The sequence below is a fragment of the Bacillus sp. JJ634 genome (assembly GCF_036962285.1).
Taxonomy (GTDB): Bacteria; Bacillota; Bacilli; order Bacillales; family DSM-1321; genus Peribacillus; species Peribacillus asahii_A.
On sequence record NZ_JBALMU010000035.1, the window covers coordinates 85,343 to 106,940 of the forward strand.

Below are 21,598 nucleotides of genomic sequence, written 5' to 3' on the forward strand. Positions count from 1 at the left end.
TTATCTAAAATCCTTTCAGCCCAGGGGATTTCTCTCTAATAGACAGTGTTCAGCATACTTGATCCTTCAACGAATTATCTTATGTATTGTATTTTATTCACTACTATTTTATTTGTCAACAAGCGGCTCCTTCTTTCCGAAGTGAACACGTGCATGAAGAACAAAAACTTTTAAAATAGCAAGGATTGGAATCGATACAATCATACCGATAATTCCCCCTATTTCACCGCCTGCTAGCAAGGCAAGCATAATGAATAACGGGTGCATATGCAGGCTTTTCCCCACAATTAACGGAGATAGTACATTCCCTTCTAAAAATTGCAAAACGAGCACAATAATCGCAACCGTAATCACCATTTTGATTGATAATGTCGCTGCAATAATGATGGCCGGAACCGCTCCAAAGATTGGCCCAAAGTATGGAATCACATTCGTAATCCCGATAATGGCACCCAGCAGCAACGGATACTTCATATCAAATAACCAAAACAATAACGCGGCAGCAACTCCAATCGCCACGCACACAAATAGTTGTCCACGAATATAGCCACCAAGCGATGTATCGACATCGCGTAAAAATGCACGACCTTGCTGACGCCATTTTTTCGGCGTAATATACCAAATCATTTTCTTTAATGACTCAAAATCTTTTAACATATAAAAAGCAATGAAAGGAATTAGGGCAATAAGCACCAAAAAATCAAATGCTTTCATTGCATAATTCATTAAATGATTTAAAAAGGTATTCATACGTATTGCAAGTACATCCATTCCTCTTTCAATTCGTTCATGTACATCAATGGGCCAATTAGACGTTTGATATTCCAGATTCTTCATCCACATTTTATATTGTTCCATTACAACAGGAACATTGTCAGAAAGCTCTTCTACTTGATTCATCATGGTTGGAATGCCTTTATAAATCCCAAACCCTAAACCTCCAAAGAAAAGTAAATAAATAATAATAACAGACAGCCCTCGCCTTACGCCTTTTTGATGAAGCGCTTCAACAACAGGGTGTAATAGATAGCTAATAAATGCACCGATTATGAAGGGGAGTAATACAACCAGCATAACGGACAAAACGGGGCCCCACATCGGCTTCAATTTCATAAAAATATAAAAAACAATAAATAAAAGCAGCATAAATCCCAGTCGATAAAACCATTTTAAGCGAATATCCACAAATGATGCCTCCCAGCTTAGTTTTTGAATCAAGCTGACGTTTCATGCGTTTATGATGGAAATTAGCAGGTTTTGTGTTGAATTTGGTAAGATAATCTTCATGATTAGCAAGTATTCATACAAAATACAGCCTCCATATTTGCGGAGGCTGCTTTCTATTACAACATTGCTTTTAATTTTTTTCTCATTTTTTTAATGCTTCTATTAATTGTTTTAGTGACATTTCGTTTAGCCATGTCTCGCACCTCTTTTCTCTACATGGTGAAGCGGCGATCCTGTTCCTCAAATAAATCATCTAGAGAGCTAAGACTCCCATCCTCTTCGACCTGATGCGTTGAAATAAGTCCATCAGAGAGCGACATTTCAATAAAGCAACCCCAGCAATAGTACTGGTTCACACCGATTTTCCCGACATCTTTACTGCGGCAATTCGGACATATAATTTCCAAAATGGACACCTCACTGTTTTGATACTGAAACAATGATGGCATCTTTTCCACATATAGGCGGCTCTTCTGAGTGGATTAGCTTGTTTTTTGAAAAAAAACCATCCGTTGTTTCATATGCTACAATCGTGCCCATTTTTTCCAGAAAACATACATCTTGCAGCAATCCTAATTCCTCGCCCATTTCTGAAAGCATCATTCTTCCTAACATTGCATCCTTATTCAGCAGCATGTCCACTTCTGGAATTTGTTCTTCAAACTCACCGCTTACAATGACTCCATCAGGACCAAAAGAAGATACGTTATCTAACGCTACATAGACATTTTTTTTGAACAATCTTTGCTTCTGCACAACAAGTCCTGTAATAATCCCCGCTTCAGATATACATAAATCGTTAACCATACCGATTTTTTCTCCATTTTTATCAACAACCGGCAAACCTTTTAATAAGGAAAACGTCCGCAAAGTCATCCCACCTTCTCGAACAAGTATAGTATTCATCTTCTTGTTGAGAATGATAAGCTGAAACGTTTTCCATCTTACATTAAAACAAAAATAAGCTAGAAACCATAAAGGGTCTCTCGCTTACTTTTACATAGGCTATATGTTAAACAATATGGTTGATAAAACGAGTACAACAGCGGCCCATAACAAAACCTTTACATAAAATGATACGGAGTTACATCACTCATGCCAATCATCGGGTCCTCATTCATTAAGCGATCGTGGTATGATTCACCTTCTTCAATAACTTTAGTATCGCTTCCTGCATGTATTTCCTGTAATTTTTCCCGTAATGTTGTCCGGCGCTGTGTTTCATCATTACGTTCCACTCCAAGTCGAAATGCTTCTTCTTCTCCACATATAATCAGAAAATCCTTGCTGCGTGTAATCGCCGTATATAATAAATTTCGGCGTAACATTCTATAGTAGCTTCGCACAACAGGTAAAATAACAATTGGAAACTCGCTTCCTTGTGATTTATGTATGGAACAGCAATACGCATGTGTGATTTGGTTTAAATCCTGCTTCGTATACGTCACTTCAATGCCTTCAAAGGAAATGACAACTTTATCTACATGATCGGTATTTTCTTTAGCAAATATAATGGTTACAATTTCGCCCATGTCTCCATTGAAAACACCTTCTTCAGGCTGATTCACAAGCTGTAACACTTTATCACCTGTTCGATAGACGACATCACCAAATTGCAACTCACGACGTTTTTTCTCGCTATCTCCATTTAATACTTCTTGGAGCATCTTGTTCAGTACATCAATCCCAGCTGGACCCTTATACATCGGGGCAAGTACTTGAATGTCACGTGAACTATACCCTTTTTTACGTGCATTTTGAACGACCTGCTTAATGACATCAGACATTTGGCTCTGTTGACATCGAATAAAAGAACGATCAACTTGTTGCTTTGCCACATCATGCGGCACATGGCCTTTTTTCATTTCATGAGCAAGTTCAATAATCGAAGAACCGTCTGCTTGACGATAAATATGTTGGAGAGCAATCGTTGGAATAGCTTTTGAAGCTAGTAAATCCTTCAGCACTTGACCAGGACCAACAGACGGCAACTGGTCTTCATCCCCAACGAGAATGAGCTGACTATGCTCTGGCAATGCTTTCAACAATTGATGAGCCAGCCATGTGTCGACCATCGACATCTCATCAATAATCACAATTCGCCCCTCAATAGGATTGTCTGCATCATGAGCAAACCCTTCACTGCCATTCCAACCGAGCAGCCGATGAATCGTCACAGCCGGCAGACCGGTAGATTCTGCCATTCGCTTAGCTGCACGGCCAGTCGGCGCAGCAAGCACAAAGGGAAACGGCTCCCCATCCTTTTTATAATCTTTTATGTTCATCGACACGCCATGAAGCTCACTATATAGCTCCACAATGCCCTTAATGACCGTCGTTTTCCCTGTTCCCGGGCCGCCTGTTAAAATAAGCATAGGCGATTGCAAAGCTGTCTGAATCGCTTCTTTTTGTGCGGGAGCATACGTCACACCAAGACGCTCCTCCAATTCACCAAGCGCTAATAAAAACTCCGATTCTGGAAACTGGTCTTCATACTCTGTTTGTTGGAGGAGCCGTTGAATATTCGTAACAATTCCTTTTTCCGAGAAGTACAAAGCAGGCAAGTAAATACGTGTTTCCTCGACAACAATCTTTCTTTCCGCTTCTAGTTTGATTATTTCTGAGGAAATATTCGTAAATTCAATGACATCACGCTTATTTTCTTCCAATAAACGTTTAACGGACTCTAATAATTCCTCCGCTTCCATATAGACATGTCCATCCTGCATGCATTGCGTGTCAAGGCAATATAGGCAAGCTGCTTTAATACGGTCTGTATGCCCTCCGGAAATGCCTAGCTGAAATCCAAGTTCATCCGCCCGTCCAAAACCAATTCCCTCAATATCCTCTACAAGCTTATATGGGTTACTTTGAATAATAGAAACCGTATCCTGTTTATACATTTGATAAATTTTCATCGAGAGCTGCGGTCCAAAACCATATTGATTCAGCGCAATCATCACTTGCTCAAGACCTTCATTTTCAAGCAATGTATCATATAAAGCTTTTGCTTTCTCACCGGACAAACGCGGAATATTATCCAGTACGGAAGGCTGCGCTAAAATTTTTGAAATTGCATTTTCACCAAGTGTTTCCACAATGCTTTCTGCCGTCTTCTTCCCAATTCCCTTAAACATATCGCCGGATAAATAAGCCACAATACCTTCCTTCGACTGTGGCAAATCTTTGCGAAAATGATTAACTTGAAACTGTAGACCAAAGCGAGGATGCTCCTTCAATACTCCGTAAAAGATATAAGTTTCATGCTCATGAATACGTGGGAAATAACCAGTCACGACAGCTTCCTGCTCATCATAATTCAAATTTGTTTCATCCAAGCGAATCCGAACAACAGAATACATATTTTCCTCATTATGAAAAATCGTCACTAAGTGCCGCCCCTTCATAAACTGCTTCTCTTCCGAAAACAAATCTAAAGCCCCTTGTTGACTCAAAGCCTCTCCCACCTTTCATGACTTAAAATAACTGTGTTTAGTTTTCTGCTTTCATTTGTTCCATTAGTTTTTTCCCATGAGCGGCAAGCATATGATCAGCCTGCACCTCAAGCGCTTTATCAAAATAAGCAATGGCCGCATCTACATCATCACGGTACCCCGCAAAAGCAACACCTAAATTATAGTAAGCATCGGCGTGATTCGGATCTTGTTCAATCACGATATTCAATTGATGAATCAATTCCTCATACAACTCCGCATTAGCGAGGCAAAGAGCATACTGAAAACGCGCATCTACGTCATCCTCATTTAACTCGACTGTACGTTGTAAATAAGGCATCGCCAGTTTTGCTTGATCAAGCGCCATTAAAGTCAAGCCGAGCATGAAATACGCATCCGCATTTTCCAAACCATGACGAAGTGCTTTTTCAAACATATCTTTCGCTTCTATTAATTTATCACTTTCATAATATAAATTTCCAAGCGAATAATAGGCCGCTGCTGCCTGTTCATCTATTTCAAGTGCTCTTTTATAAAAACGAATTGCCTTTTCATAATCACCAACTGCCGTCAACACATTTCCAAAGTTAATATACGCAACTGGATCTTTCGGATTTTCCTCAATCGCTTCATTAAAAATCTTCGCTGCTTCCTCATATTTTCCTTCTTGCATATATTGAATTCCTTGTTGATTTTTATCCATTTATTTCACGCTCCTAATTTTCTATAGAAAGTATACCATAAGGCTTTACCAAATAAAGTCCCCAACCGTAAACAGTTGGGGACCTTCTTTATATTACCCTACATATGTTAATTTTTCACCATGTTTAAACACTTCATCAATCGTGCCGCCGCCGAGGCAAACATCCCCGTCATAAAACACGACCGCTTGTCCAGGGGTAATCGCACGAACAGGTTCAGCGAAAACAACTTCAACATCGCCCGTTTCCAGCACTTTTACAGACACAGGGCTGTCTGTTTGACGATAACGGAATTTAGCCGTACATGTGAATTCTTTCGCTGGTGCTTGATTGGCAACCCAGCTCATTTTCACTGCCTTCAAAGAAGTCGAGTACAACAAATCATTATCAAAACCTTGGCACACATATAGAATATTGCGTTTCAAGTCTTTTCCAGCAGCAAACCAAGGTTCGCCGCTTCCGCCGATTCCAAGACCATGACGTTGGCCGATTGTATAATACATCAGCCCATCATGTTTGCCCATCACTCTTCCATCCATCGTCATCATTTCACCAGGCTGCGCCGGCAAGTACTGACTCAAAAACTCTTTAAAATTGCGCTCTCCAATAAAACAAATACCAGTGGAGTCTTTTTTCGCTGCTGTAGCAAGTCCAGCTTGTTTCGCAATTTCACGCACTTCTTTTTTCTCAATATGCCCTAATGGGAACATTACTTTTTCCAATTGTTCTTGAGTTAATTGATTTAAGAAGTACGTCTGGTCTTTATTATCATCGATACCGCGAAGCATTTTGTAATCGCCATCTCTAAAGGCTACTTGAGCATAATGACCTGTTGCTAAGTAATCCGCGCCAAGACTAACTGCATGCTCTAAAAATGCTTTAAACTTAATTTCTTTATTACACATTACATCCGGATTTGGTGTTCGTCCTGCTTTATATTCTTCTAAAAAATACGTAAATACTTTCTCCCAGTATTGCTTTTCAAAATTGACCGCATAGTAAGGTATGCCAATTTGATTGCATACCGCAATAACATCGTTGTAATCTTCCGTTGCCGTACAAACTCCATTTTCGTCTGTATCATCCCAGTTTTTCATGAAAATCCCGACCACATCATAGCCTTGTTGTTTCAGAAGCAGGGCTGCAACAGAAGAATCCACACCACCTGACATACCGACAACGACACGCGTATCTTTTGGTGCTTTCTTCATTCTTGTCACCTCTTTATTTATCAACCAATCTGCTCACGATTTTCACCGTTTCATCTGCAGCTTGTTTTATTTCTTCGTTCGTATTGTTTAAACCAAAGCTAAAGCGAATGGAATTTTTCGTCCGCTCTGAATTTTTACCAAACATCGCAACAAGCACATGCGACGGATCAATAGAACCTGCCGTACATGCCGAACCGCTGGAGACAGCAATTCCCGCTAAATCTAAATTTACGAGCATTGATTCCACATTCGTCCCAGGAAAACTAACATTCAATACATGTGGCAGCGATGCTTCTAATGAGCCGTTAAGTTGATATTGTATACCAGCTTCTTCAAAACGAGCAAGCAAGATTTCTTTAAATGTACGATACTTCTCCACTTTTTCTACCATCGTCTGTTGCGTAATCTTCACTGCTTCGGCAAATCCAGCAATTGCTGGAACACTTTCCGTTCCAGCACGGCGCTTCCGCTCCTGTTCCCCGCCATGAGCATGCGGTTGTAGCTTCACACCTTCACGAACATATAAAAACCCAATTCCTTTTGGTCCGTTAATTTTATGAGCTGATACACTTAATAAATCAATATGAAGCGCATTTACATCAATGGGAACTAAACCATACGCTTGTACAGCATCGGTATGAAAATAAGCTTGATGTTCTTTTAAAAAAGCACCAATGTCAGCAATCGGCTGAATCGTACCGACTTCATTATTCCCATACATGATAGAAACTAAGATTGTATCCTCTCGAAGAGCTGCTTTTAAATCAGCCATCGAAATAAGTCCTTCACTGTTAACAGGCAAATAAGTAACCTCAAAGCCTTCTTTCTCTAAATACTGACTCGTATGCAAGATTGCATGGTGTTCAATTTCAGTCGTAATAATATGCTTGCCTCTCGCCTTGTTTGCCTCAGCAATACCAATAAGCGCTGTATTGTCCGCTTCCGTCCCGCCGCTTGTAAAAATAATCTCGTTCCGTTCAGCTCCAATGCTTGCAGCAATACTCATTCTTGCTTCATCTAAAACATGGCGTGCTTGACGCCCAAACGCATGAATACTCGACGGGTTACCAAACTCACTTTTCATCACCGTCATCATCTTATCTATTACATTTGGATGCATGGGCGAAGTCGCAGCATGATCTAAATATATTCTGTTCACTTTGTCGCCTCCAAAAAATCTAAACGCACCATTAACGGTGGCATATTTTAATTCGTCTCAACAATGATATAAAGCACCGTTATCACAACAGTGCTTTAAAAACTACCTCTTGTTTTCATTTTAAATATAGTACATATAAGAGCCTTGCTCACCTGTATCTTTATAGTTCGCCAAGTCCAATAATGTCGTATTGTCTAACACATCTTTCACGGCATCGCGAATGCGAATCCAAAGTTGGCGTTTTACCGGCTCTTCATCTTCAATTCCTTCCACCGGAGAAATCGGACCTTCTAAAACACGAATAATGTCTCCAGAAGTAATTTCCTGTGGTTCTCGTGATAAAATGTATCCTCCATATGCACCACGAATACTCTTCACTAGTCCCGCATTACGAAGCGGCGCAATTAACTGCTCCAAATAATGCTCCGATAAATCATGTGACTGCGCAATCGATTTTAAAGATTTTGGACCTTCACCGTAATGTTTCGCTAATTCAATCATAATGGTTAAACCGTAACGGCCTTTAGTTGAAATTTTCATTTTCATACACCTCAAATTTTTTCCGTAACTTTAAGCTGATGAAATTATAGCATATTCGCATTGGAAATGCATACTTTGACTCCTCATGTTGTCAATTATTCACATCAAATAAGTTGGAAAATCAACAGAATCCCTTCAATCATTACGCATGATTCTCAAGTTGTGTTACTGTATATAGGAAGGAGTGAAGCAGATGCCGATTCAACCACTAGCCTTTCGTATGCGTCCGCGCACAATCGATGAAATTATCGGCCAACAGCATCTTGTGGGAGAAGGAAAAATCATTCAACGTATGGTTAAAGCGAGGCAGCTGTCTTCGATGATTTTATACGGTCCGCCAGGGATTGGTAAAACATCCATCGCAAGTGCCATTGCAGGAAGTACAAAATTTGCTTTCCGTACATTAAATGCCGTCACAAATAATAAGAAAGACATAGAAATTGTAGTCGCTGAAGCGAAAATGTCGGGCAAAGTCATTTTACTTCTTGATGAGGTACATCGTCTTGATAAAGCGAAACAAGATTTTTTGCTTCCTTATCTTGAAAATGGCATGATTACATTAATCGGAGCAACAACAAGTAATCCATATCATGCGATTAATCCCGCCATTCGCAGTCGTTGCCAAATATTCGAATTACATGCACTCGAAGTAGCAGAAATTGTTCAAGCCCTGCAGCGCGCCTTGGCAGATGACCAACGCGGTCTGGGAACCTATCAAACAAACGTCACAACCGAGGCACTTGCTCATTTTGCCACCGCTTCAAACGGCGATGTTCGCAGCGCTTTAAATGCCTTAGAGCTCGCTGTAATCTCAACTGAACCAGACACGGCTAATATTGTAACAATCGATGTAGAGATTGCTGAGGAATGCATGCAGAAAAAAAGCTTCTCTCATGACAAAGATGGCGATGCTCATTATGATGTCATTTCTGCATTCCAGAAATCGATTCGCGGCAGTGATGTTCATGCCGCGCTCCATTATCTTGGTCGTTTAGTAGAAGCAGGTGATCTGACAAGCATTGCCCGTCGCTTAATTGTCATCGCGTATGAAGATATCGGTCTTGCTAATCCTCAAGCTGGTCCACGCGCATTGGCTGCAGTAGAAGCAGCCGAAAGACTCGGATTTCCTGAAGCTCGTATTCCACTTGCTAATTCTGTTATTGAACTATGCTTATCACCAAAATCGAATTCAGCTATTTTAGCTATTGACCATGCTCTTACAGATATCCGTTCAGGACATAGCGGTGATGTACCAAATCACTTAAAAGATGCGCATTATCTAGGTGCCACAGAGCTTGGACGAGGCATTGATTATTTATATCCGCATAATTACGAAAGCGGATGGGTCAAACAGCAATATTTACCGAATAAATTACTCGATAAAAAGTACTATACGCCTAAAAAAAGCGGTAAATTCGAACAAGCTCTCGCCTCTGTTTACGAAAAAATTGAAAAAAGTTCAAAAAGATAAGAAAAGTGTAAGGCGCTTGAAGCTAGACATCAAAACGTATCGAAGTTTTTATACTTACCTTTTAAATAAAAGAGGCTGCTAAAAAATAAAGCAGCCTCTTTTTTCCCCTTTTTCTAATAAGCTATATTGCACAATAAAGCATAATAGCAACAACTATCAATCTAATTACAATGACCCCAATAAAATAGTTAATGATGAAATCAGGATTACTGTAAACAATAGATAAGAGGCAATAAAAATTTTTTTATTTCGCAATTTTCTTTCGTAAGCTTCTTCAGCTGTAATCCAACGTTGTTTTGACATCAATAATAACTCTCCTTACGTTTGATGATAACTGGCTGACTTCACCATAGGTAGAAGTCCCTCTAGTTTTGCGTCATTACTTTTCAGCAAGTTTGCCTTTCTTCTAAAATATCGTCCCTTGCATGCAAATGTTTAATAGATTTATGAGCGGAATTTTAAAAGATTAGGATAATGACGGAAGCTTGTCTTATCAACAATGCATATATTATAGGGAAAATGGATATAAAGGAGGTTTGTAAGATAGTGACATTCGCCGAATTATTTATAACTAGGTTCTATGAACAACCACTAAGGGAGAGGAAAACGTGCTTGACTTTACAAGCTTATTAACCGTTTTAGCCTTTTTATTTACAATCGTGTTTGTAATGTGGCGGCCAAAAGGGGTAAATGAAGCTATTCCAGCGACGATTGGCGCTGTTTTCATTTTGATGACAGGCAGTGTTTCTATTTCAGACCTATGGCAAATTACTGAAACCATTGGCGGTGCAGCCATCACTATTATAGCAACAATTGTAATGGCGCTAGTTTTAGAGAGTTTTGGTTTTTTTAAATGGACAGCTGAATTATTAGCCCATCAAGCAAAAGGTTCTGGGATTCGCTTATTCTGGTATGTAAACCTCTTATGCTTTCTCATGACGCTATTCGTGAATAATGATGGTAGTATTCTCATTACAACCCCGATTCTCATTCTCCTACTCAATAATTTAGGTGTGAAGCATCATCAGAAAATTCCGTACTTGTTATCTGGTGCCCTGATTGCAACTGCCTCAAGTGCCCCAATTGGTGTCAGTAATATCGTCAATTTAATCGCGCTCAAGATTGTTGACATGGATTTGTACATGCAGACCGCCATGATGTTTGTACCTGCGACAGTCGGTTTATTATTCCTGGTTCTGCTTCTATTTCTAATTTTTCACAATAAACTACCAAAAGTGATTCCTACGAAAGTGACAGGCATGGTAACTGGTCCATATCATCCTCTTAAAAATTCAACCTCCTTATTAACGAAGCAAAATACTCGTTTTATGCTTAAAATTCTTCTATTTGTATTAATCGTTCGTATCAGCTTATTTCTAGCCTCTTACTACGGCATTCCTGTCTCCGTTATGGCGGTACTCGGCTCTGTTGTCCTACTCGGATGGCGTTGGTTTTATTTAAAAGTATCGCCAATTGATGTGCTAAAAAGAACACCTTGGTATATTCTTGTCTTTGCCTTTAGTATGTATGTCGTAATCTACGGGCTGCATAATATTGGCTTAACAACGTTGTTGATTAAAATCATGGACCCAATCGTTTCTGGAAGCTTACTGCATGCAAGTGTCATGATGGGTGGATTATTATCCGTTCTCTCAAATATTTTTAATAATCATCCGGCATTGATGGTCGGTACGTTAACATTAATGAATATGAACCTCGATCCACTCACATTAAAAGTCTCTTATCTGGCAAACGTAATCGGTAGCGATATGGGATCACTGCTTCTCCCTATGGGAACATTAGCGACCATTATGTGGATGCACATTGTCAAAAGCAACGGAATCAAGATTACGTGGAGACAGTATATGAAGGTAACCTTTATCGTCATTCCCCCTGCCACACTTTTAACTTTAGTTCTCTTATACTACTGGGTATCTTGGCTATTTTAACAACAACATTTTATAAAAGAATAGGAGCTACAATGAATTATGAATCATTTTCATCACCTAATCGGTAAAACGATAAATGTAGAGATATCAGGGAAAATAGAGATATTTGGGCAACTTGTCGATGCTGGATTAGATATTCTCGTTCTTTATAATGGACAATATTTCTATATCCCCATTGTTCATGTTCAACGAGTCAAGCTAGACACTCAAAATATATTAGAATTAGCAACTGACTTTCAGCCAGAACAGCCCATTACAACAAACTCGGAATCCATCTCCTTTCGAAAGATTCTCACTAATGCGAAAGGAACTTTTGTCCAAATCTATATTGAAGGAAATAAAACGATTCATGGTTATTTAACAAGCATTATGAATGATTACTTCGTCTTCTACTCTCCTGCCTATAAAGTCATGTTTATCTCCATGAATCACTTAAAGTGGTTAATTCCATATAGCAAAAATTCTGCCCCTTATTCATTAAATAATGAATTTCTCCCTGTTAACCCTACTTCAATTACATTAGCTAGATCTTTTAGTGAACAGTGTAAAAAACTTAAAAATAATATTGTCATCTTAGATGGCGGTGATCATCCTGAAAAAATTGGTCTACTTCAAAAAGTACAAGATCAACAATTGACACTCGTAACTGCGGAAGAGGAAATCGTCTATTGGAATTGCCAGCACCTCAAAACGCTTCATTTGCCATAATGTCCAAGCTAAAAGTTATGTCACTATTGAGGTTTGACTGATTTCGATCGCCTCATAGGACTTAATTTAAAAAGAAAGCTCTGGTACAGAGTACTATTCATTTTGGAATCATTTATGCAAGACTTTGGTCTGACACAAATGATTCTAAAACCGTATGATCAACAATATTGCTTAACAAGGCCAAAAAGAAAGTACAACAACGAGCATGTTGTTGTACTTTTATTACTTATTTATCACTGTCCAACCGTTGAATTTCTCATAATATTCTCAATTAACATACGTCTAATTGTAGAGTTTCTTGCAGAGGTTGTATTTACAGGCTGTGTATTGCTTTGAGTCATTGTAGGCTCTACGATGTTTTGAGTAGTACTATCCATATTTTCATTTTCATTGTTTTCTTCCTCTTCAACTTCTACTTTTTGAGCAACAAAGTTGATTGAATCATTTGGTACATAGATAACTTCTTTATGTTTCACAAGTACAGAATATTCATCATTTACTTCAATCAATATACCTTCTACTTTATCTGGTCCATGATTAACAGTCGTCCATTGTAACAGAAGAGACCTTAGCAAATCTGTAAATAAGCCACTACCGCCAAATGCAATTGTTGGTAATACCTCTGAAAAATCAGATTCGGTTGTAGAAAGACTCTTGATTTGATCAAGTCGATAGAAAACAAGTCCCTTTTCTTCTGTTGTCAAAGCAACGTATTCCGACTTAGCATCAAGTAAGTAGCCTTTACTAGAAGATGGTCCTCCTCCATTTACTTGAACATAGCCCAATTGCAGAGACTGCACTAATTCTTGAAACGTATCAGGATAAATAATTGTTTCCTGTGCTGCTAGTCTTGTGTACAGATTCTCGATTGATACTGTGCTATTCTTCGTATTATCAATCACGCTTTTTAATTGTGTTAATGGATAATACACAACTTGTTGATCTTCCGTTTTCAACACCAAATAATCACTTTGCACCGCCAAAAGCTCACCTGTTCTTGAATGTGGTCCTCCTTTAAAAACGGTCACAGTTTTACCGACTAACTTCTCAAGGTATGATAAACCTACTTTATCTGCCATATTTACCTTGCCTCCAAATAGTTATTTATACTTTAGGGATATTTATAATGCATGTATATGCGCCTTGAATCAATTCCGCTATCTGCTATTAACCCATTTTAGCGGAATTCGTTTGTTAGCCCACTAAAAAATCAATCATGGAGGTGCATCGATTCGAATAAAAAACTCAACACTTCAATTCTCAATCATTGGTAAATTTCATGCATTTTTAGTAAAATAACGGCATCTATAGATTGAAGGTGAATGTGCATGGCTGAATCTTTGGTGAAAGAACACGTAAGTAGCAAGGAAAAAATCTGGACACGAGATTTTATTTTAATTTGCTTAGCTAACTTTTTTGTATTTCTCGGCTTTCAAATGACCTTACCGACTATTCCGCTTTTCGTTGAAAGTCTTGGTGGAAATGATCGCCTCATTGGCGTAGTTGTCGGCATTTTCACTTTTTCCGCCCTGCTGATTCGACCGTTTGCTGGACAATTATTGGAAACAAAGGGTCGACGCTTTGTTTTTCTAGCTGGATTAACGATTTTCATCCTCACTATTGGTGTTTTTGGCTTTACCACAAGTTTGATTCTGCTTTTTGCTATACGTGTCATTCAAGGTATAGGCTGGGGATATTCGACAACAGCATCTGGCACCATCGCAACAGACCTTATTCCAGCCAAAAGACGCGGCGAAGGAATGGGGTATTACGGATTATCAGGAAATGTCGCACTTGCTATCGGTCCATCGCTTGGATTAATTTTGGTCAATATGATCTCGTTTAAAGAACTTTTTTTAATTTGTGGGCTTTTAGGTGCCATCGCCTGGATTTCCGCTTCGACCATTCGCTATAAAAAAGCCGAGCCTATTGCTATAGCAGCGAAAACAACGAAATGGAACTTATACGAAAAAAGCGCCCTTCAACCGTCTATTCTCATCTTTTTCATCTCTGTCACGTTTGGAGGAATCTCAACATTTTTACCCCTTTACGCAGACCAGCGCGGTGTGACAGGGATTCAATGGTATTTCTTTATCTTTGCCGCAGCTCTCATGACGACAAGAATTTTTGCCGGACAACTTTATGATAAACACGGACATAAAGCAATTTATATTCCATCTACGATTCTCATTAGCATCGCTATGCTGCTTTTAGCTTGGATGCCAAACAACACCGTATTGTATATCGCTGCGATCTGTTATGGACTAGGATTCGGTGCCTTGCAGCCTGCACTCCAAGCTTGGTCTGTCGAAAAAGCGGCCGCCAATCGCAAAGGAATGGCCAATGCAACGTACTTTTCCTTTTTCGATCTTGGGATTGGATTCGGCGCTATTCTATTTGGACAAATTGGATACTTTTTGGACTATCGAAGCATCTACATAACAGCTGCTTTATCCGTACTCCTCTCTATTGTCATCTACATTTGGCTATTGATACGAAATAAGCAAACATAACAAAAAGGGAAGCGAATTCTCCATACATTCGCTTCCCTTTTTTATTTGGAAATCAAAGGAATTTATCCACAAATTATCCACAATTTAAAAAGTCACTGTGACACGCTCACTTTGGTTAGTAGCTCGATCCTGAGCATAAATACGTAAGATTTTAGCAATTTTTTGTCTGCTAATTTTAATCGTGTAGTTTCCTTTAGCATTGGTTTGTTGCGTACCGATTATTTTTCCCTTTCCTCGAAAGTAGACCGTTGAATACGCTTCAGATTTTCCGGTCACCGTTATTGTTTTGCTTGTTGCTTTAATCGAGACAGTTGGCTTAGCTGGCGGTGTTTGATCGATAACTTTAATTGTTGTAGCAGCGCTCACATTTCCCGCTTTATCTGTAGCTGTTATTTTGAGTAACGTTCCTGCTTTTTGTTTTGTCTTCATAGTGATGGTAAACTTCCCTGTACTATTTGCCTTTGCTGCACCGAGTTGTTTTATACCAGATTTAACACGAACGGTCGATCCTGCTTCTGCTGTACCTGTGAGCTTGGTTGTATGATCCCCTACACTCTTTACTGCAGGACGAGCCGGTGATGTTTGATCAATGACTGTTAAAGTAACCGGTTCTACATTCGGTTTATCTATTTCAATATGGAGAACGGTGCCAGCTCGTTGCTTTGGAATCTTAACAGCAAAAGTATTCTGATTGACTAGATTAGCAGTCGCTAGAACCTCTTGATCCGTATAAATCGTCACCTTTCCATCTACAATACTCGTCGATACTCTTCCTTTTACAATGGCAGCGGAATCGACAATTTCATCAACCGTTAAAATCACTTGTTTCTGCTCTACAGCTGGAATAACTGCTACCGCTTTCTTCGCATCAATGCGCCCATATCCGTAATATCGATCTTTTCCTTCCCCCCCTAAATCGAAAGACGTTCTATATAATTGTTGTTCAATTTGTTCATTCGTTAAGCTCGGATTAATCGACCAGACAAGAGCTGCAACACCGGCAACGATAGGTGTTGCCATAGAAGTACCTGTCATATAACCATATGTATTATAAGGTAACGTGGAATAAATACTAGTACCTGGAGCAGCAAGATCAATCGTAGACCCATAATTGGAATAACGTGCAATTTTATCGCTCCTATCTGTTGCACTTACCCCAATCACATGGTCATAAGAAGCTGGGTAATCATATATGTTTTTTCCATCATTTCCTGATGCAGCAATAATAAGTAAACCCGCCTTATGAGCCCTTTGAATAGCCTCATTAAATAAAGCAGAAGAGTCTGTCCCGCCCAAGCTTAAATTAATAATATCTGCTCCTTGCTTAATTGCGTAATCAATCGCTGTTATTACATCGGAATGCCTCGCATTTTCTCCATCAAAAACATTAATTGGCATAATTTTGACATTAGGCGCAATCCCTGCCCCACCATAGTCATTGTTTATAGAACTCGCAATAATTCCTGCAATATGAGTGCCGTGCGCCCCTGCTGTAATTTCTAATTTGCTATCTAATACAACGTCATAAGGATCGATAATTCGATTCTTAAATTCTTGATGATTGATATCGAGACCATCATCAATAATAGCAACGACAACCTCACTAGATCCTGTCGTAACGTCCCAAGCATCTTCTATTCCAATCACTTGATGGTACCACTGCCTTGTATAATACGGATCACTAGCCGTAGCAGAACGGGTGATTACATAGTCCGGTTCTACTGCCTCCACATTCGGTTGTTCTTCTAATTCAGCTATAAAGTTCGCGGTTGACTTTTTAACTGGAACATCTAGCGTGACCATTTCTTCGTCAGATTTATGTTTTACAATAACTTGGTCAATGTCCGTTTCTTCAGCATACACCTTGGACCCACTCTGAAGAATGGATAGAAAACTGACAACTAAGATGAAGAATAATAGACGATTCACAAATTTGTACATTATGCTCACTCCTAGAAATATATGAATCTATTATACGCTCTATTTCCTCATCTTGGCTTTAGTTAAAAAGGACGAAACAACCTATTCTTTCACATTCAACAAAAAAAACCGCAATAGCGGTTTCTCATTAGTGCCCACCGAGATAAGCTTTTTTAATTTCCTCACTAGCTGTTAACTCTTCCGCTTCTCCCGATAACACAATGCTTCCTGTTTCTACAACGTATGCTCGGTCTGCAATTGATAAAGCTAGATTAGCATTTTGTTCAACGAGTAAAATCGTTGTTCCTCCCTTATTAATTTCTTCTACAATATTAAAAATTTGTTTTACTAATAGGGGAGCTAAACCCATTGAAGGCTCATCAAGAAGTAATAGTCTGGGCCTAGCCATTAATGCCCGCCCCATCGCAAGCATTTGCTGTTCGCCGCCCGATAATGTTCCCGACTGCTGTTTAACTCGCTCTAACAATCTTGGAAAAAGCATATACACTTTCTCTAAATCTTGCTTAATCCCCGCTTTATCTTTTCGTAAAAAAGCACCTAATTCCAGATTTTCTTCTACAGTCATATTCGCAAATACTCTTCGACCTTCCGGAACATGCGAGATGCCTAATTTTACAATCGATTGCGCCGCTTTTCCACCAATCGATTCTCCCTCAAATAAAATCTTCCCTTGTTTCGGCTTCAATAAGCCCGAAATCGTCTTTAATAACGTACTTTTCCCTGCTCCATTAGCACCAATTAAGGTAACAATTTCTCCTTTGTTAATATCCATTGAAACTCCGCGTAGTGCTTGAATGTTCCCATAATACACATTGATATCTTCAATTTTCAACATTATGACACAACCTCCTCACCCAAATACGCTTCAATCACTTTTGGGTTGTTACGAATCTCTTCGGGCTTTCCTTCAGCAATAAGCTGGCCGTGATCCAATACATAAATTCGTTCACATACCCCCATCACAAGTGACATATCATGTTCGATTAAAAGGACGGTCAAATTAAATTTTTCTCGGATAAAGGCAATTAAGTTCATCAATTCATGTGTTTCCTGCGGGTTCATTCCAGCCGCCGGTTCATCAAGAAGAAGCAATTTAGGATTAGCTGCTAACGCACGGGCAATCTCTAAGCGCCGTTGTTGACCATAAGGCAAGTTTTTGGCTAATTCATGTTGATAATGATCTAAATTAAAGATTTTTAAAAATTCAAGCGCTCTTTCATCCATTTCTTGCTCACCTTTAAAATGAGTTGGAAGGCGCAAAATAGAGCTTATCATACTGTGTTTCGCTAGCGAATGATAGGCTACTTTTACATTATCGATAACAGACAAGTCGCCGAATAAACGAATATTTTGGAACGTACGACTGATTCCTTTTTGGTTAATTTTATATGGCGGCAGTTTTCTTAAGTTCTGTCCCTCTAATGAAATACTTCCTTCTGTTGGTACATACACTCCTGTCAATAAGTTGAAAAACGTCGTTTTTCCCGCTCCATTGGGTCCAATTAATCCAATTAATTCGCCTGGGTAGAGTTCAACATTCACATTGGACACAGCCTTTAACCCGCCAAACTGAATCCCGACAGCATCAACTTTAAGCAATGGTTTGTTCATTGTCATGCTTGTGACCTCCTTTACGCTTAAAGAAGCTTGTAAACTCTTTCGTACCTAATAATCCCTGTGGACGATAAATCATCATAATAATTAAGACAAGACTATAAATAATCATTCGTGTTTCCGGGTAATCTTGTAGGAAAGTCGTCACAACCGTTAACAAAATAGCCGCTAATACAGCACCAGATAAGCTGCCTAGACCACCTAGTACAACAAAAATTAAAATATCAAACGATTTCAAGAAACCAAAGTTCGAAGGCAAAATAATATAAAAATTATGCGCATACAAGCCTCCAGCAACCCCGGCTAAAAAAGCACCAATCGCAAAAGCAACTACTTTATAGTACGTTGTATTAATCCCCATAGAATCCGCTGCTGTTTCATCTTCACGAATCGAAATACAGGCGCGGCCATGCGTAGAGCTCGTAAAGTTACGAATAATTAAAATGGTCAAAAGAACGGAGGCAAATACCCATGGCCACGTCGTCAAATGGGAAACTTGCATGCCGCTCGCTCCACCAACATAATCAATATTCAGCAGAACAATTCGAACAATCTCTCCGAATCCAAGTGTTGCAATCGCTAAATAATCTCCTTTTAGGCGTAAACTCGGGATTCCGATAATTAATCCCGCAAGAGCGGCCATTAGCCCTCCAACTAGTAAGGATACAAAAAACGGCATTTCAAGCTTCATAGTCATAATAGCGGATGCATAAGCACCTACCGCCAAAAATCCAGCATGACCAATTGAAAATTGACCTGTAATCCCAATAATTAAATGAAGACTTGCCGCTAAGATAATATTAATACCAATTAACATAATTGTATTTTGATAAAAGGGATTTAATAGTCCACCGCTAATCATCGTTTGAATAATGGTAAAGAAGATACATGATAGCAAAATAGAGAGCCAAAAGCCTTTTGCTCGCTTCAAAATCGTCATCGCCTTGTCCCTCCTATACTTTTTCTTTTTTATTTTTTCCGAATAAGCCTTGTGGTCTAAAGATGAGGATTAAGATAAGGACAACAAATGCTACACCATCACGCCATAAGGAAAATCCAGCTGCACTTACTAACGCTTCAATCACCCCTAAAAGTAATCCCCCGACCATGGCGCCAGGTATAATCCCGATCCCACCAAGGACAGCCGCAACAAACGCTTTTAGTCCAGGAATGATTCCCATTAAAGGCTCTATTTTAATATAATAAATACCAAAGATAACACCGGCTGCACCCGCTAAGGCAGAGCCAATCGCAAATGTCGCCGAAATCGTGTTGTTGACATTAATGCCCATCAACCTTGCCGCATCGGCATCAAAAGAAACAGCACGCATCGCTTTTCCAATTTTTGTTTTATGTACAACGAATTGCAAAATAATCATTAATACAATCGCAACAAAGAAAATTAATAAAGACTGGCTGCTAATCGAAACGCCTAAAATATCAATCTTGCTCGTTGGCATAACGTCTTTTGGATAGGCTTCTGGTTGCGCACCGCGAATATAAATCATCCCGTATTCGATAAGCAAGGACACGCCAATTGCTGTAATCAATGCAGCAATTCTCGTCGCATTCCGCAAAGGTTTGTACGCAATTCTCTCAATGAGTACTCCAAAGATGGCACAGACAATCATAGAGATCAATAAAGCTGGTAAAAAAGGTAACTCTAAAATAGTAATAGAATAAAAACCGACAAATGCCCCAACCATAAATACATCCCCATGGGCAAAGTTAATCAACTTAACAATCCCATATACCATCGTATAGCCGAGGGCAATGAGGGCGTATATGCTGCCCAGTGAAAGTCCGTTTACAAGCTGTTGAATCAGTTCCATGATTTTGAACCTCCTTTATTATGATGATGTTTTTTTTAAACCCGAAATAGGAGGCCATTTCGCCCCCCTATTCCGTCAATCTCTTATTCAGGATCGATTTTTGTCTTGAATTGTTGTTCTCCGTTTACAAATTCAAGAATAGAAGCGGATTTAATTGGATTATGTTTATCGTCTAATGTAAATGTACCTGATACTAGTTCAAGATCTTTTGTAGCTTCAAGTGCTTCTTTAATTTTTACAGAATCCGCTGAGCCAGCGCGCTTAATCGCATCCGCTAAGAAATAACCCGTGTCATAGCCTAGAGCGTTGAACGCATCCGGTGATTTATCTTTATACTTTGCTTTAAATGATTTTACAAAATTCTGAATTTTCTCATCAGGATCACCTGAAGAATAATGATTTGTAATAAAGGTGTTATTTAAAGCGTCTGCACCGGCAATTTCAACAAGCTTTGGAGAATCCCAGCCGTCTCCACCCATAAACGGTACGTCTAATCCCGCTTCACGGGCTTGTTTTACAATTAGCCCAGCCTCTTCATAATAACCAGGAAGGAAAACAAAGTCTGGTTTCGCTGATTTAATTCGCGTTAATGTTGCACGGAAATCTGTATCTTTTGCAACATACGCTTCTTCAGCTACAATTTTGCCACCGTTTGCTTTAAATTGCTCAATAAACGCTTTTGCTAAGCCTTTCGAGTAATCGCTTGCACTATCAATGTAAACTGCTGCATTCTTCGCCTTTACTTCTTTCGTTGCAAAGTTTGCGGCTACTGTTCCTTGGAACGGATCAATAAAGCTTGTTCTAAAAATGAAATCATTTAATTTTCCATCTTTAAATGTAATATCTGGGCTTGTCCCGCTTGGTGAGATAACCGGTGTTTGACTATCTTGTGCAATTTGCACCTGTGCAATCGTATTCCCACTTGTCGCCGCTCCAATAATGACCGCTACCTTATCTTGTGAGGTAAGCTTTAATGCTGCGCTTGTTGATTCAGCAGCTTCCGATTTATTATCAACGGTCGTAAGCTCAATTTTCTTGCCATCAATGCCTTCCTTATTAATTTCCTCCAGTGCCAGCTCAAGCCCTTCTAAAATCGATTGCCCATATGAAGCAACACCGCCAGATAGCTCAAGATTAGCTCCAACTTTAATCGTTTCTTCTTTACCTGTAGAAGAATTACTTGCCTTTTCATCCGAGCCGGAACAACCAGCTAGTACCCCTGCCGCTAGTGATAGGGACATAAATATTCCCGCTAGCTTTTTCTTTTTCATGCAAAA

20 protein-coding genes, 1 riboswitch and 1 other annotated feature (1 of these 22 only partly in view) are annotated in these 21,598 nt (G+C 39.3%); of the genes, 4 read left to right on the forward strand and 16 right to left on the reverse strand.

Features of this window, described 5'->3' with window-relative positions; all coding sequences use genetic code 11:
- Window positions 1-79: a binding site (T-box leader), on the reverse strand (it extends 131 nt beyond the left edge of the window).
- A gap of 29 nt (window positions 80-108) precedes the next feature.
- The 8 genes from V7068_RS06675 to cymR all read right to left on the reverse strand — a co-directional run bounded on the left by V7068_RS06675 (window position 109) and on the right by cymR (window position 8,293).
- Complete coding sequence (locus V7068_RS06675; protein ID WP_499711695.1) at window positions 109-1,185, reverse strand: AI-2E family transporter; 1,077 nt, start codon at window positions 1,183-1,185, stop codon at window positions 109-111.
- 254 nt (window positions 1,186-1,439) lie between these two features.
- Window positions 1,440-1,676: a YrzR-like zinc ribbon domain gene (locus tag V7068_RS06680; RefSeq protein WP_499711721.1), complete on the reverse strand. Its 237-nt coding sequence runs from the start codon at window positions 1,674-1,676 to the stop codon at window positions 1,440-1,442.
- Window positions 1,645-2,103, reverse strand: a complete 459-nt coding sequence (locus V7068_RS06685) for a PRC-barrel domain-containing protein (RefSeq protein WP_488987882.1) — start codon at window positions 2,101-2,103, stop codon at window positions 1,645-1,647. Before V7068_RS06685 ends, V7068_RS06680 begins: the two co-directional genes overlap by 32 nt.
- Before the next feature lie 188 nt (window positions 2,104-2,291).
- Complete coding sequence (gene recD2 / locus V7068_RS06690; protein WP_499711723.1) at window positions 2,292-4,634, reverse strand: SF1B family DNA helicase RecD2; 2,343 nt, start codon at window positions 4,632-4,634, stop codon at window positions 2,292-2,294.
- An 85-nt stretch (window positions 4,635-4,719) separates the two neighbouring features.
- Complete coding sequence (locus V7068_RS06695; protein ID WP_252286813.1) at window positions 4,720-5,385, reverse strand: tetratricopeptide repeat protein; 666 nt, start codon at window positions 5,383-5,385, stop codon at window positions 4,720-4,722.
- Between the two features lie 93 nt (window positions 5,386-5,478).
- Window positions 5,479-6,594, reverse strand: a complete 1,116-nt coding sequence (mnmA, locus tag V7068_RS06700) for a tRNA 2-thiouridine(34) synthase MnmA (RefSeq protein ID WP_499711697.1) — start codon at window positions 6,592-6,594, stop codon at window positions 5,479-5,481.
- 13 nt (window positions 6,595-6,607) lie between these two features.
- Complete coding sequence (locus V7068_RS06705; protein ID WP_499711699.1) at window positions 6,608-7,753, reverse strand: cysteine desulfurase family protein; 1,146 nt, start codon at window positions 7,751-7,753, stop codon at window positions 6,608-6,610.
- A gap of 120 nt (window positions 7,754-7,873) precedes the next feature.
- A complete protein-coding gene (gene cymR / locus V7068_RS06710; RefSeq protein ID WP_127761470.1) occupies window positions 7,874-8,293 on the reverse strand; it encodes a cysteine metabolism transcriptional regulator CymR in 420 nt (139 codons plus the stop codon).
- Window positions 8,294-8,486: 193 nt separating this feature from the next.
- Between cymR and V7068_RS06715 the strand changes: the two genes are divergently transcribed.
- Entirely contained in the window at window positions 8,487-9,764 is a 1,278-nt protein-coding gene (locus V7068_RS06715; protein ID WP_499711701.1) for a replication-associated recombination protein A, read from the forward strand.
- A 165-nt stretch (window positions 9,765-9,929) separates the two neighbouring features.
- Here V7068_RS06715 and V7068_RS06720 read toward each other — a convergent pair whose 3' ends face one another.
- Window positions 9,930-10,067, reverse strand: coding sequence for a hypothetical protein (locus V7068_RS06720; protein WP_182480591.1), 138 nt, complete (start codon window positions 10,065-10,067; stop codon window positions 9,930-9,932).
- A gap of 23 nt (window positions 10,068-10,090) precedes the next feature.
- Window positions 10,091-10,174: riboswitch (cyclic di-GMP riboswitch) on the reverse strand.
- A gap of 198 nt (window positions 10,175-10,372) precedes the next feature.
- On the opposite strand from V7068_RS06720, the gene V7068_RS06725 reads away from it, so the two are divergent.
- On the forward strand, window positions 10,373-11,713 hold the full coding sequence (locus tag V7068_RS06725) for an arsenic transporter (RefSeq protein ID WP_499711704.1): 1,341 nt from the start codon (window positions 10,373-10,375) through the stop codon (window positions 11,711-11,713).
- 39 nt (window positions 11,714-11,752) lie between these two features.
- Entirely contained in the window at window positions 11,753-12,421 is a 669-nt protein-coding gene (locus tag V7068_RS06730; protein WP_499711706.1) for a YwrJ family protein, read from the forward strand.
- Window positions 12,422-12,654: 233 nt separating this feature from the next.
- Here V7068_RS06730 and V7068_RS06735 read toward each other — a convergent pair whose 3' ends face one another.
- The gene (locus V7068_RS06735) at window positions 12,655-13,500 is read right to left on the reverse strand and encodes a hypothetical protein (protein WP_499711707.1); all 846 of its coding nucleotides are present in this window, start codon (window positions 13,498-13,500) and stop codon (window positions 12,655-12,657) included.
- Window positions 13,501-13,749: 249 nt separating this feature from the next.
- Here V7068_RS06735 and V7068_RS06740 point away from each other — a divergent pair, with 249 nt between their 5' ends.
- Window positions 13,750-14,934: an MFS transporter gene (locus tag V7068_RS06740; protein ID WP_499711709.1), complete on the forward strand. Its 1,185-nt coding sequence runs from the start codon at window positions 13,750-13,752 to the stop codon at window positions 14,932-14,934.
- A gap of 84 nt (window positions 14,935-15,018) precedes the next feature.
- On the opposite strand, the gene V7068_RS06745 is transcribed toward V7068_RS06740, so the two are convergent.
- The 6 genes from V7068_RS06745 to V7068_RS06770 all read right to left on the reverse strand — a co-directional run bounded on the left by V7068_RS06745 (window position 15,019) and on the right by V7068_RS06770 (window position 21,592).
- On the reverse strand, window positions 15,019-16,875 hold the full coding sequence (locus tag V7068_RS06745; protein ID WP_499711711.1) for a S8 family serine peptidase: 1,857 nt from the start codon (window positions 16,873-16,875) through the stop codon (window positions 15,019-15,021).
- A gap of 127 nt (window positions 16,876-17,002) precedes the next feature.
- Complete coding sequence (locus V7068_RS06750) at window positions 17,003-17,710, reverse strand: ABC transporter ATP-binding protein (protein WP_499711713.1); 708 nt, start codon at window positions 17,708-17,710, stop codon at window positions 17,003-17,005.
- Window positions 17,710-18,492, reverse strand: a complete 783-nt coding sequence (locus V7068_RS06755) for an ABC transporter ATP-binding protein (RefSeq protein WP_499711715.1) — start codon at window positions 18,490-18,492, stop codon at window positions 17,710-17,712. Before V7068_RS06755 ends, V7068_RS06750 begins: the two co-directional genes overlap by 1 nt.
- The gene (locus V7068_RS06760; RefSeq protein WP_127761479.1) at window positions 18,467-19,429 is read right to left on the reverse strand and encodes a branched-chain amino acid ABC transporter permease; all 963 of its coding nucleotides are present in this window, start codon (window positions 19,427-19,429) and stop codon (window positions 18,467-18,469) included. The genes V7068_RS06755 and V7068_RS06760 overlap by 26 nt, the downstream gene beginning before the upstream one ends.
- Before the next feature lie 13 nt (window positions 19,430-19,442).
- On the reverse strand, window positions 19,443-20,321 hold the full coding sequence (locus tag V7068_RS06765; protein WP_252282593.1) for a branched-chain amino acid ABC transporter permease: 879 nt from the start codon (window positions 20,319-20,321) through the stop codon (window positions 19,443-19,445).
- A gap of 83 nt (window positions 20,322-20,404) precedes the next feature.
- Window positions 20,405-21,592: an ABC transporter substrate-binding protein gene (locus V7068_RS06770; RefSeq protein WP_499711725.1), complete on the reverse strand. Its 1,188-nt coding sequence runs from the start codon at window positions 21,590-21,592 to the stop codon at window positions 20,405-20,407.
- Between the last annotated feature and the right edge of the window lie 6 nt (window positions 21,593-21,598).

Excerpts from the sequence above, each read along its gene's own strand:
- V7068_RS06680 (WP_499711721.1), bottom strand. The coding sequence starts at position 1,676 with ATGCCATCATTGTTTCAGTATCAAAACAGTGAGGTGTCCATTTTGGAA.
- V7068_RS06685 (WP_488987882.1), bottom strand. The coding sequence starts at position 2,103 with ATGACTTTGCGGACGTTTTCCTTATTAAAAGGTTTGCCGGTTGTTGAT.
- recD2 (WP_499711723.1), bottom strand. The coding sequence starts at position 4,634 with ATGAAGGGGCGGCACTTAGTGACGATTTTTCATAATGAGGAAAATATG.
- V7068_RS06695 (WP_252286813.1), bottom strand. The coding sequence starts at position 5,385 with ATGGATAAAAATCAACAAGGAATTCAATATATGCAAGAAGGAAAATAT.
- mnmA (WP_499711697.1), bottom strand. The coding sequence starts at position 6,594 with ATGAAGAAAGCACCAAAAGATACGCGTGTCGTTGTCGGTATGTCAGGT.
- cymR (WP_127761470.1), bottom strand. The coding sequence starts at position 8,293 with ATGAAAATTTCAACTAAAGGCCGTTACGGTTTAACCATTATGATTGAA.
- V7068_RS06715 (WP_499711701.1), top strand. The coding sequence starts at position 8,487 with ATGCCGATTCAACCACTAGCCTTTCGTATGCGTCCGCGCACAATCGAT.
- V7068_RS06720 (WP_182480591.1), bottom strand. The coding sequence starts at position 10,067 with ATGTCAAAACAACGTTGGATTACAGCTGAAGAAGCTTACGAAAGAAAA.
- V7068_RS06730 (WP_499711706.1), top strand. The coding sequence starts at position 11,753 with ATGAATCATTTTCATCACCTAATCGGTAAAACGATAAATGTAGAGATA.
- V7068_RS06735 (WP_499711707.1), bottom strand. The coding sequence starts at position 13,500 with ATGGCAGATAAAGTAGGTTTATCATACCTTGAGAAGTTAGTCGGTAAA.
- V7068_RS06740 (WP_499711709.1), top strand. The coding sequence starts at position 13,750 with ATGGCTGAATCTTTGGTGAAAGAACACGTAAGTAGCAAGGAAAAAATC.
- V7068_RS06745 (WP_499711711.1), bottom strand. The coding sequence starts at position 16,875 with ATGTACAAATTTGTGAATCGTCTATTATTCTTCATCTTAGTTGTCAGT.
- V7068_RS06750 (WP_499711713.1), bottom strand. The coding sequence starts at position 17,710 with ATGTTGAAAATTGAAGATATCAATGTGTATTATGGGAACATTCAAGCA.
- V7068_RS06755 (WP_499711715.1), bottom strand. The coding sequence starts at position 18,492 with ATGACAATGAACAAACCATTGCTTAAAGTTGATGCTGTCGGGATTCAG.
- V7068_RS06760 (WP_127761479.1), bottom strand. The coding sequence starts at position 19,429 with ATGACGATTTTGAAGCGAGCAAAAGGCTTTTGGCTCTCTATTTTGCTA.
- V7068_RS06765 (WP_252282593.1), bottom strand. The coding sequence starts at position 20,321 with ATGGAACTGATTCAACAGCTTGTAAACGGACTTTCACTGGGCAGCATA.
- V7068_RS06770 (WP_499711725.1), bottom strand. The coding sequence starts at position 21,592 with ATGAAAAAGAAAAAGCTAGCGGGAATATTTATGTCCCTATCACTAGCG.